Source organism: Pseudomonas sp. WHRI 8519, assembly GCF_040224055.2.
GTDB lineage: Bacteria > Pseudomonadota > Gammaproteobacteria > Pseudomonadales > Pseudomonadaceae > Aquipseudomonas > Aquipseudomonas putida_X.
In genome coordinates this window covers 3,172,002-3,183,682 of record NZ_CP167996.1, presented here as the reverse complement: position 1 = coordinate 3,183,682, position 11,681 = coordinate 3,172,002, and the positions used below count along the sequence as shown (strand labels likewise).

Here is an 11,681-nt window from a genome sequence, read left to right as displayed (position 1 = left end):
CGCGTTCGCAGCCAACGGCATACGTTGAGCGCATCAAGGCGAGGTCGATTCAGGCCGCCAGGCGGCCGGGTTCCAGGGGGGGATGGGGTGGTGCGGAAACGGTCATGCTAGTTTTTCTTGACTGGATGGTCAGTCAAAAAAGTATTTCTGACTTTTTCTTGCAGGCGGCTTCTTGTAACTTGGGAGGCCTTTTCTAGAGGGATCTGAACATGCAAGGCAAGGCACGCAAGATCGTCCAGGCCATGCTCTACGAGGCCATTGCCGTGGCCTGCGTGGCGCCGGCGCTGGAGCTGGCATTCGGGGCCGGCATGGCGCAATCGACCGTGCTGTCGATCCTGATGTCGGGCATCGCCATGAGCTGGAACATGGGCTTCAACTGGGTGTTCGAGCGCTGGGAAGCACGCCAGCCCAAACGCGAGCGCACGTTCTTGCGCAGGGTGCTGCACGCACTGGGCTTCGAAGGCGGGCTGGTGGTGATCCTGCTGCCGCTGGTGGCGTACTGGCTGGATGTCAGCCTATGGGCAGCGTTGCTCACCAACATGGCGTTGTTCGTGTTCTTCTTCGTTTATGCTTTCGTGTTCCAGTGGGGGTTCGACAAGGTCTTCGATGTGCCGCTCTCGGCACAGCAAGCCAAGTGTTGACACGCCGACGTACAGCGGGATAAGTTCCCACCCCATGAACACTTTCCCGCACGTGAACGCCATTATTATTACCGCCATTATCAGTTTGGCGGGCTAGCGCGTACGTGCACCTAACCCGCCCTGGAGGCGGGTTTCCACTCTTCGACTCCTGGGCAACGTGAAAACAGCCAAGGAGTTGCACCCGATGACCAGCCTCAACGTCAGCCCCCGTACCCCGCTTAGCCCTCAGCAGCTGCTGTCGGAGCAGGTGCGGCGCATTTTGTCCGCGCCGGTGTACGACCTGGCCATCGAGACCCCTCTGCAAGCGGCGCCGGCGTTGTCTGCACGCCTGGGCAACCAGGTGTTGCTCAAGCGCGAAGACCTGCAGCCCACGTTCTCGTTCAAGATCCGTGGTGCCTACACCCGGCTGGCGCGTCTGACCACCGCCCAGCGCGAGCGCGGTGTGATCACCGCATCGGCAGGCAACCACGCCCAGGGTGTAGCGCTGGCGGCCTCGCATCTGGGCATCAAGGCGACCATCGTGATGCCGACCACCACGCCATCGCTGAAGGTCGAGGGTGTGCGTTCACGGGGTGGGCATGTGGTGCTGCACGGTGAAAGCTTCCCCCATGCGCTGGCCCATGCACTGACCCTGGCCGACAGCGAAGGCGCCACCTTCGTCCCCCCGTACGATGACCCGGACGTGATCGCAGGGCAGGGCACGGTGGGCATGGAAATCCTTCGCCAGCAGCCCGGTGCGCTGGATGCCATCTTCGTACCGGTCGGTGGCGGGGGCCTGGTGGCAGGCATCGCCGTGTACGTGAAGTACTTGCGCCCTGAGGTCAAGGTGATCGGCGTGGAGCCTGAGGACTCCAATTGCCTGCAGGCCGCCATGGCTGCCGGGGAGCGGGTGATCCTGCCGCAGGTCGGCACCTTCGCTGATGGTGTGGCGGTTGCCCAGGTCGGCGCGCACTGCTTCGAACTGTGCCGGCATTTTGTCGATGAGGTGGTGACCGTCAGCAGCGATGAGCTGTGTGCGGCAATCAAGGACATCTATGACGACACCCGTTCCATCACCGAGCCGTCTGGCGCTCTGGCTGTTGCAGGCATCAAGAAGTACGTGGCCCGCGAAGGCGCGCAGGGGCAGACGCTGGTAGCGATCGATTCCGGTGCCAACGTCAACTTCGACCGCTTGCGCCACGTGGCCGAACGCGCCGAGCTGGGTGAGCAGCGCGAGGCGATCATCGCCGTGACCATCCCCGAGCAGCCCGGCAGTTTCCGCGCCTTTTGCCAGGCACTGGGCAAGCGCCAGATCACCGAGTTCAACTATCGCTACTACCCCGGCAAGCAAGCGCGGCTTTTTGTCGGTGTGCAGACGCACCCGCTGCACGACCCGCGGGAGAACCTGCTGGCACAGCTGGCCGAGCAGGGTTACAGCGTGCTCGACCTGACCGACAACGAGTTGGCCAAGCTGCATGTGCGCCATACCGTGGGTGGCCATGCGGCGCCGGGGGCCGATGAGCGGGTGCTGCGCTTCGAGTTCCCGGAACGGCCGGGCGCGTTGTTGGGCTTCCTGGAGCGGCTGGGCAAGCGCTGGAACATCAGCCTGTTCCATTACCGCAACCATGGCGCGGCCGAAGCGCGGGTGTTTGCCGCCCTGGAGGTGCCAAAGGATGAGCAGGCAGGGCTGCCGCTGGCGCTGGATGAGATGGGCTATCGGTATTGGGATGAAACCGACAACCCGGCTTACAAGCTGTTTCTTGGATGATCGGGCGCTGTTGAGATCGAAGGCCGCGCACGGGGCGCGCGATCTCAACAGCCCCGCAATACTCAACTCATAGGCCGGCACGCGACAACGGCCGGCTCAGCGCTCGCGCATGAAGAACCCGGCCACGAACTTGCGGAATGTCTCCAGGCTCTTGAAGTCGGCGTAGCGCTTGAAGTTCTCGGCGTCCGGTTCCGGCCCCACCGGCTGCTCCAGCAGCGACACCGACAGCACGCGGTCCTGGTCGGAGGTCAGCACCAGTTCATCCATCACCTGGCCACCGATCACCGGCCTGCGCATCTGCACCTTCACCCCCTTGCTGGCCATCCAGTCAATCAACGACACCAGGGCCTTGAGCGGCTCACGTTCCTCGTCGCGGTAAACCGGGAACAGGTGAGCGCGCGACAGCACCGGCACGCTGGCCACGTGGATCAGTTCATAGAAGTGACTGCCTGCGCTGGTGGGCGAGTACAGGGTCAGCGCCAGCAGCGGCCCGGATGCCCGACTGCCGCCCCAGTACAGATGGTGCCCCTGGAAGTCGAAACCGTCCTCGCTGCGGTTGTTGAACAGCTTGCGGCCCTTGATCTGGTCGACGCAGTCCAGCAGCAAACCGTGGCGGCGGTGGCTGCCGAACACCGTGGCTTCGCGCAGGCGGGCCTTGAGCATCATCATGTGCTTCATGTCCAGCCGGGTTTCCAGGTAGTTGCTGGCGGGCACGCGTTCGAGCAGCGGGTAACGGCTGGCGACGCTGCGCAGTTCGGCGAACTGGCTGGTCAGGTCTTTCTTCAGGTGCGTGGCGTAGAGGTTCAAGCCGCTGGTTTCGATCCAGGTCAGCAGCAGTGAGAGCAGGCGCTGTTGATCGCGGCGTTCATTGCCATCGCCGGCGCCGCCCGTGCTGTCGCTGGCCTTGCGGAAGTCGCCGAGCAGGCGCAATGGTGTGTCTGGCGCCAGCCAGGCGGCGGGCGGGGCAGGGTCTTGCTCATGGTCGGCGCCCTCACGCTCGTCTTTGCTGAACGGGCAGCCGGGTGCATGCTCGGCGGTGCCGGGGTTGTTCTTGAGAAACAGCGTGCCGGTGCTGCCATTGAGGGTGACATTGAGCACCGGCAGGGCGTCCTTGCGGCAATCGCATGCCAGCCACTGGTTGGCGCTGCGCACCTTCATCAGCCACTGGTTGGCCTGTAACAGGCCGGGGCCTGTGAGGGTGCCGGTGGCGAATGCCTGCAGCAGTGCCTCTTCGGCCGGGGTCAGGCTACGTACCTGCGCGGCGGTTTTGTCGATGATTCGCATGAAGCAGCTCCAAGCTACGAGCCACAAGCTTCAGGCAAAGTTGCGCCGCTTTCAACCAATCGCTCAGTTGCCGGCGAACAATGTTGCGGCGCGGGCGCGAATTTCGTCGGGGCTGAGGTCTTCTTTATGGGTGGAGACGAACCACATGTTGCCGAACGGGTCTTTCAACGTGCCGCTGCGGTCGCCGTAGAACTGGTCCTTTACCTCATGCAGGGGGCTCGCTCCTGCTGCGATGGCCTGGGCGTAGACCTTGTCGCAGTCCTCCACGTACAGGTGCAGGCCAACGGCGACACCGTTGAGTGACTGGCTGGGCGCCAGCCCTCCGGCCATGTCGCATGGGTCGGCGAGCATCAGCGAAGAATCGCCGATCTTCAGCTCGGCGTGCCCTACACGGCCGTCCGGGCCCTCTAGACGGAACATTTCGACCGCGCCGAAGGCTTGCTTGTAGAAGTCGATGGCCTTGGCGGCATCCTTGATGCCCAGGTACGGGGTGATGCTGTGTTGGCCTTGTGGAATCGGGCTGGCTGCCATGTTCGACACTCCTCTGAAATGAATGCGAAAGGGGCAGGTAGCGCCCCTTTTGCATAGAGTCGGTCAGGCCGCTCGAAGATCGACAGGGTCGCTAGATCGTTTGTCTATAAGCATGGCCGGGTCAGAAGATGTAATCGGTGGTGAGGAAGGTCGATTGCCGGTTGCGGATGATTTCGCTGATCAGTTCCTTGTTGGCTTCCTGGAAGCGGGTCGCGACCAAGGTACGGATGGAGAACACGCGCAAGGCGTCATGCACCGATAAGGTACCCTCGGCGCTGTTCTTGCGACCATTGAAGGGGTAGGTGTCCGGGCCGCGCTGGCACTGGGCATTGAGGTTGATACGGCCGACCTGGTTGGCAAAGATATCGACCAGGCTGCCGATGGTCTTCGGGTCGTTGCCGAACAGGCTCAACTGCTGGCCGAAGTCGGAATCGAGCACGTAGTCGATCACCGTCTGCAGGTCGCGATAGGGCACCACGGGTACCACGGGCCCGAATTGCTCCTCGTGGTACACCCGCATGTCGCAGGTTACCGGGTAGAGCAGGGCAGGGTAGAAGAACGACCCGCGGCTGTGCCCACCCCCCTCGTTGACCACCCGCGCGCCTTTGCCCGTGGCATCTGCCACCAGGGCGTCGAGGTAATCGACCTTGCCCGGCTCCGGCAGCGGCGTCAGGGCCACCCCTGGCTCCCAGGGCATGCCTGGCTTGAGCGCAGCGAGCTTGCGCTGGAATTTGTCCAGAAACGGTTCGACCACGTCCTCATGGACGAACAGGATCTTCAGTGCGGTGCAACGCTGGCCATTGAACGACAACGCGCCGGTGACCGCTTCTTCGACTGCATTGTCCAGGTCTACCTGGGGCAGCACGATGCCGGGGTTCTTGGCATCGAGCCCCAGGGCGGCGCGCAGGCGGTGCGGGCGCGGGTGGAGCTTTTTCAGGTCGCTGGCGGCCTTGTGCGTGCCGATGAAGGCGAACACGTCGACCTTGCCGCTGGCCATCAAGGCACTGACCGTTTCGCGCCCGCGGCCATAAATGACGTTGATCACCCCCGGCGGAAAGCTGTCACGGAACGCTTCGAGCAGCGGGCGAATCAGCAGCACGCCGAATTTGGCCGGTTTGAACACCACCGTGTTGCCCATGATCAGCGCGGGAATCAACGTGGTGAAGGTTTCATTGAGCGGGTAGTTGTAAGGCCCCATGCACAAGGCCACGCCCAGTGGCGCGCGGCGGATCTGGCCGAGCGTGCCCTGTTCGAGTTCGAAGCGGCTGGACCGGCGGTCGAGGTCTTTCAGGGCGTTGATGGTGTCGACGATATAGTCGCAGGTGCGATCGAACTCCTTCTCGGAGTCCTTGAGGTTCTTGCCGATCTCCCACATCAGCAGCTTGACCACGGCCTGGCGCTGTTCGCGCATGCGCGCCAGGAAGGTTTCCACATGCTGGATGCGTTCGGCCACACGCATGTTCGGCCACGCGCCGCGGCCTTTGTCATAGGCCTGTACCGCGGCGTCCAGTGCCGTCAGGGCCGTATCGGCATCGAGCAGCGGGGCGCTGCCGAGAATCACCTGTCGCTCGCCGCCGCCTTCCTTCAGCCAAACCGGGCTGCGCACGGTGGCCAGCGGGCCGTCCCAGCGCCTCAGTTCGCCATTGACCAGGTAATCGCGTTGCTCCAGGGGGGCATCCAGCTGCCAGGGGGCCGGGACATCCCCGGCAGCAGGAAACAGCGAATCGAGCAGATGGTCCATGTGTGCTGCACCTCACAAGTCTGGGTAGGTGAATCGCTTCAGCTTCGAGGATGCACCCGCCGAAAGAAAAATACCAGTCTGGCTCAATATTGCCCGCAGTGTGCCGATACAGCATTAATCGAGCGCATTCGAAGGCCTATGACTCCGTCCAATACCCCACTACCTGATGAGCCGCCGCCCACCGGCCTGCCGCGCCGCTCCCTTGGCAGCCTGATGCCGGTAGGCTTTGCCCTGGTCGGCATCGCCCTGTCGGTGCTGCTGGGCAACCTGGACGTGCAACGCCAGCCTGGCGGCCTGATGGCCAGCCCGCTGGTCTCGCCGCTGCTCTGGTTCGCCCTGGCCTGTACGGGTTTGACCAGCCTGTTCCTGGCCTTGATCAACCGCAAGCAACGCCAGCTGCAGCAACGCAACCGAGAACTGCGTAGCTCCCAGGCGCAGCTTGAACGGCTGGCCCATTACGACACCATCACTGGCTTGCCCAACCGTGTGCTGTTCCAGCAACAGCTGGCCGAGGCCATTCTCAAGGGCGATGGCCTGGCTGTGCTGATGCTGGACATCGATGGCTTCAAGCAGGTGAACGACAGCCTCGGTCATGCCATGGGTGACTTGCTGCTGCAGCAAGCCACCGCGCGCTTTTTGCAGGAGCTGGACGCGGCTGACCGGGTATGTCGCCTGGGCGGCGACGAGTTCGTTTTCATGCTGCGCGGCACCCAAGGCCAGGTCAGCCATCAGGTGGGCCATCTGCTGCGTTGCCTGCAGCGGCCGTTCGACCTCAACGGCAGCACCGCCCTGGTGACCGGCAGTATCGGGCTGGCCAGGTGCCCGCAGCATGGCGAGGATGTCGGTAGCCTGCTGCGTCACGCCGATACGGCGATGTATGCAGCCAAAGAAAGCGGGCGCAACGCCTGGCGCCCTTACCACACAGACATGACAGCCCGCCTGCAGCAGCGCCTGGAACTCGAGCGCAACCTGCGCCGTGCCTTGCAGGCGAATGAGTTCGAGCTGTGGTATCAACCCAAGGTCGACCTGTTCAGCGGCTGCGTGCAGGGTGTCGAGGCATTGCTGCGCTGGCGCGACCCGGTCCATGGCCTGGTGTCACCTGCCGAATTCATTCCGTTGGCCGAGCGTACGGGCTTGATCATCCCGCTAGGTGAGCGGGTGTTGGCCCTTGCCTGCGCTCAGCTGGCCGCCTGGCGTGACGAGGACCGCCTACCCGGGCCCATGGCGATCAACGTGGCGGCGCTGCAGATCGAGCGCAGCGACTATGTCTCCAGCCTGGCCCAGGCGCTGGAGTGTCACGGCCTGGCGCCGAGCCTGCTGGAAGTGGAAATCACCGAAAGTCTGCTGATGGAAAGCCAGCAACAGGCCTGTGAGGTTCTGGCCCAATTGCAGGCCATGGGCGTGACCACGGCCGTGGACGACTTCGGCACGGGCTATTCTTCCTTGGCGTATTTGCGAGCGCTGCCGATCGATCACCTGAAGATCGATCGTGCGTTCATCAAGGACTTGCCGGACGATGACGATGCAGTGGCCGTGGCCCGGGCCATCATCGACCTGGGCCACGCGCTGGGCTTCCGGATCACTGCCGAGGGCATTGAAACCCAGGAGCAGTATGACTTCTTGCGCAACGCCGGCTGTGACCAGGGCCAGGGGTATCTGCTGGCCCGGCCAATGCCGGCGGCGGACCTTGCGCGCTGGCTGGCGACCCGTACCGAGCGGGGCCGCCAGGGCAGCGCCTGACCCGCCTCAGAGGTCCAACAGCAAGCTGGCTGGCGAGTCCAGCGCCAGCTCGCGGAAGGCGGGGTCTGTATCCATCCGCTCCAGGCGGCGCCACAGTGATTCCAGGCCCGTCAGGGTGTCATCGTAGTCGGCCGCGTCGTCGATCAGTTGGCGCAGCGCGCGTCGGTAGTGCACAGGCACCCGCGTCCAAAGCTGCAGCCGCCTTGCACTGGCGTCGGCCAGCAGTGGCTGGTAGTCGATATCCGACACCAGCAGGTCCGCACCCTGCAGTTGGTAATACTCTTCAATCTGCTCGCGAATGTGCGGCCCAAGCGCTGGGCTTTCCAGAGTCAGGGCATTGGCGGTGTCAACGGGCAGGGTGAAGCCCGGCGCCAGGCGTTGGAACTGGTTCTCGGACAGGTCGATGATCAACGCCGACTCCAGGCGCTCAAGGCCTTGGGGGAGTTCGGTCAGGCCGCAATTGACCATGAACACCGAGCCAAGCCCCGGCAGGTGCTGCAGGTTCGGCGCCTGGAGCAATGGGTTCTGAGACAGGTCCAGCACCCTCAACCCGGTCAGTCGCTCCAGCGCTGCCTGTGCGCGGGCGTCCCAGCTGATGCGGTTATGTTCGAGGTCAAGCCATTGCAGGTTGCCGGGTACCCGAAGTTCTGGAACCGCGTCGAAGCGGCAACGACTCAAGGTCAGGCGCTGCAGTTGGGGCAGGCTTTGCAGCCAGTGTGCGGGCAACTCGCTCAGGGCGTTGTTACCGCTGAGGTCAAGGTCGGCGATGTGGCTCAAACCCGTTGGCAGCGTGAGGGACGCCAAGTCGCTGTTTTCAAGCTCGAAGTTTTTCAGGTCGAGGGCGTGGATGCGTTGGCCGGTGGACAGCACACGGATCGAATTCTGCTGCCAGGCATTGAGAATCTTGCGCACGGCGGGCCGGCGCCGGGGAACGGCCGCCGCCCATCGATCAAGGTCGATGCGTACCTGCCTCAAGGCGTCTTCGCGAATTTGCAGTTCCGTTTCCGCAGAGCGCATCGTGTTACGCCAGTCTGCCTGCAAGCGTTCGACCTGCTCCTGGGTGATGCTGGGGTAAAGCCTGCGCAAGCGCGCCGGCACGCTCCGATCGAAGAACGGTGAACTGGGTACCTGCGGGGAGAGCGGTGCGCCACCGCGCAACCGGTGACGCAGGGCAGGGCGCTTGGCCTGGGGCCCCCAGAGGCGCAGTGGCCATTTCTCCCGCTCGGCAGCGGCCAGGTGTTGCGTATGCTCACCCAAGGCTTGTGCGCTGCCCCAGGCCGCTTTCAGTTTCGCTGGCGCTGCGCTGTACAGCGCTTGGTAGGCGTCGCGGTACACGGGCCCGGCCACCGGGCGCTCGCCCTTGAACACTTCGTACCCCAGGTCAGACCTGAGCAACACGCAACGCTCGCTGGCCTGTTGCGCGCCGATGGCCGCCAGTAGGCGGCCCTCGGGATGGGTTTGGCGGATTTCCAGGCGCACGGGGTCTGGCCAACCGGAATGCCGCTCAATGCAGGCCAGTAGCAAGCGTTCGCTGTCGCTGTCGGCCAGGCGTGGCTGGTACAGGCCCTCCAAGGCCCGAGCCAGGGGTAGATCACGGGTGATCTGCTGGGCTTGCTCGTGCAGCCAGGCGGGGAGCGCACCCTGCGAGTGCCAATCGGCCAATGCCTCTGGTGAGAGGCGCGCCAGCAGGCGCCTGGCCAGCGGTGGTGTCAACGGCGCATAGGCCTGGCACAGCCGCTGTTCGGCGGCGCTTGCCGTACGCTGGTAAATGCGCGTCAGTGCCGCGCCGCCCAGCTCGGGCATCTGCTCGGCCAGCGTCAGGCGCTCCAAACTATCGGCGAGCAGTGCAGGCGTGGCCTCACCGGCCAGGTGGACTGCCAGCAACTGTGCCCGGTCCACGCCACTGATGACCATGGCCTGCTGCAATTGCACATCGTCCAGGGTATCCACGGGCAAGCCGAGGCGCCGTATGCACTGGCTGTCGGACCAGCCCTGGGGCACCTCGTGCTCCCCCCGCCAGGCGCCCTCGCCGTTGTGTTCCAGCAACGGTTGGTAGGCCTTGGGGTCAGTCGGGTGGATTAACCTCCAGCGCGGGTCGGTCCCACGCTGGGCTACTTCATACTGTTGCCCCTCCATGCGGATGAACTGCCTGCCTTGATGGGCTTGCAGCCCTTGCGGGTCGGCATCAGGTTCTGCAGGTAACGGCTCGGTACGCGCGTAGCCTGTCAGGTCCGCTCGCCAGAGTCGCTTGCTGCCGTCCTGCAGCTTCACCGGTTCGAGGCTTTCCATCAGCGCGCTGTTGAACAGCTTCGGCAGCACCTTGCCTGCTGCATGCAACCCGCCGATCGCAGCCAGGTTCAAACCGACCGCCTCGATGTGCTGCAAGGCCAGGTGGCGGTCGCCGATGCTCCACGCCTGGTAACCCTCGAACACCTCGCCAAGCAACTGGCAGGCGACTACCCCTGTCATCAGGGTGCCGACCCCGGGTATGAAGAAACCTGCAATCATCAGTGCGTTCAGGCCGATGCTTTGCCACTGGGCCATGCGCCGCTGGTGCGCCTGCCGGTCGAGCGCTGCGCTAGGCACTGCCAGGGCTGCGGCCTCGGCCTTCAGGCGTGCCACATGGTCGTCGTAGAGAAACCTCAGCAGGGGCGCCTCGATGGGGGCAAGGGTCAGGTGCAGGTCGGCGCCCTCGCGCATCGACCACTGTTGATCCAAGGCACTGGTACCTGCGGCGTCGAGGTTCTGCTGCAGCAGGTCGAAGAAGCGATAGCACTGCACCGATGACACGTAGCGCTGGAAAGCGCGTCGGTACCCCGCTTGCAGCAAGTGGGTGGCCAGGTGCGCATGCACCCTTGCAAGGCCGGGGAACTGCAACAGGCGCTGCTCATCACCCGGCAGGTACAACAGCAACCCCGCCTTGCCAGCGTCGATGATCAGGACTTCGTGCAGCGCGATGCCGAACAGCGATGGCTGCCAGCAGGGCAGAGGTGCATCGCCCAGGAGCGCCTCGATGACGTCACGGCCGGTGCCGCTGATGGTGTGGCGCAGCAAGGCCATGTCGGCGGCAAGCCGCAGGCGATCGCGCAGGGTGTTCATGAAAGCTGCGCGTACTGGGCTCGAGGGTGTTTCGAAGATCGTCTGCAGGTGTTCCTGATACCGCTGCCCAATGTCCAGGTCGCGGCAACTGCGGGCGAAGCTGCTGGGGGAAAGCGGCAGCGGCTTGATGCGATATGCCTCGGACGGCAGGTCGATATCCACCAACGTATCGCTGTCGCCCAGGGTGGTCTGGCCGACGACCGTGGTTGCTTCGAACTGTGCATCACCGGCCAGTACCAGGGCACTGTCCTGGCTGAACGTAGGCTGCTGTTCAAAGTTGTGCAGGGCGGCTTCGAGCAGGCTGGTGGCTGTGTGGCCAGTGACGTAGGTGCCGAACGTGAACATGCGTTGAACATGGATGAGTTGGGTACTGCGCAGCGGCACCGACAGTTGGTGCTCGGTTTTGAGTCGTTGTCCGAGCAAGTCTTCGGCAAATTCGGCAACGTTCTGCAGCCCAGCCGTGGCGCGCGCCAGGTGGTAGTGCGAGTTGTCCAGCCGGCGCTGGCTGGCAAGCACTGCTTCGCGCAGATCAGGTGCAGCATTGGCGAACCATGGCAGTTGTTCATCCAGGCCTTGTGCGGGCAGCACGCTCTCGCGCAAGCGCTGCCAGTGTTCAGGGTGCAGGGTTCTGGCCCATGCCGGTAGCTGTGCCTGGATCAGTTGCTGATGAGGGTTGTGATGGTCGAGATCAGTCATCGTCGGTACCTGCCTGAGGGAAAGAGCCGGTAGCAGGCACCGATTGCAGCGCAGCGGTGAGGTAGTTAACTACCCATTGCAGTAATTAATGGCTAGAACCGTGCAGGAAAGAAAATTGACGTCATGAAATGAAGGCAGGTGATTGCAAAACGCCGCTTGCTAATGCGCGGGCTTGCATCTTAAATTGTTACTGAATGTTAGG

At 63.8% G+C, this 11,681-nt stretch carries 7 protein-coding genes; 3 read left to right on the top strand and 4 right to left on the bottom strand.

Annotated elements, in window-relative coordinates:
• Positions 1–209 precede the first annotated feature (209 nt).
• Positions 210–641, top strand: coding sequence for a PACE efflux transporter (locus ABRP30_RS14590; protein ID WP_349975662.1), 432 nt, complete (start codon positions 210–212; stop codon positions 639–641).
• Positions 642–825: 184 nt separating this feature from the next.
• The gene (gene ilvA / locus ABRP30_RS14585) at positions 826–2,388 is read left to right on the top strand and encodes a threonine ammonia-lyase, biosynthetic (protein WP_349975661.1); all 1,563 of its coding nucleotides are present in this window, start codon (positions 826–828) and stop codon (positions 2,386–2,388) included.
• A gap of 96 nt (positions 2,389–2,484) precedes the next feature.
• On the opposite strand, the gene ABRP30_RS14580 is transcribed toward ilvA, so the two are convergent.
• The 3 genes from ABRP30_RS14580 to ABRP30_RS14570 all read right to left on the bottom strand — a co-directional run bounded on the left by ABRP30_RS14580 (position 2,485) and on the right by ABRP30_RS14570 (position 5,944).
• Complete coding sequence (locus tag ABRP30_RS14580; RefSeq protein ID WP_349975660.1) at positions 2,485–3,672, bottom strand: hypothetical protein; 1,188 nt, start codon at positions 3,670–3,672, stop codon at positions 2,485–2,487.
• Positions 3,673–3,735: 63 nt separating this feature from the next.
• Entirely contained in the window at positions 3,736–4,203 is a 468-nt protein-coding gene (locus tag ABRP30_RS14575) for a VOC family protein (RefSeq protein ID WP_349975659.1), read from the bottom strand.
• Positions 4,204–4,324: 121 nt separating this feature from the next.
• The gene (locus ABRP30_RS14570) at positions 4,325–5,944 is read right to left on the bottom strand and encodes an NADP-dependent glyceraldehyde-3-phosphate dehydrogenase (protein ID WP_349975658.1); all 1,620 of its coding nucleotides are present in this window, start codon (positions 5,942–5,944) and stop codon (positions 4,325–4,327) included.
• A gap of 138 nt (positions 5,945–6,082) precedes the next feature.
• Between ABRP30_RS14570 and ABRP30_RS14565 the strand changes: the two genes are divergently transcribed.
• Complete coding sequence (locus ABRP30_RS14565; RefSeq protein ID WP_349975657.1) at positions 6,083–7,684, top strand: EAL domain-containing protein; 1,602 nt, start codon at positions 6,083–6,085, stop codon at positions 7,682–7,684.
• A 6-nt stretch (positions 7,685–7,690) separates the two neighbouring features.
• On the opposite strand, the gene ABRP30_RS14560 is transcribed toward ABRP30_RS14565, so the two are convergent.
• The gene (locus ABRP30_RS14560; protein WP_349975656.1) at positions 7,691–11,479 is read right to left on the bottom strand and encodes a leucine-rich repeat domain-containing protein; all 3,789 of its coding nucleotides are present in this window, start codon (positions 11,477–11,479) and stop codon (positions 7,691–7,693) included.
• Between the last annotated feature and the right edge of the window lie 202 nt (positions 11,480–11,681).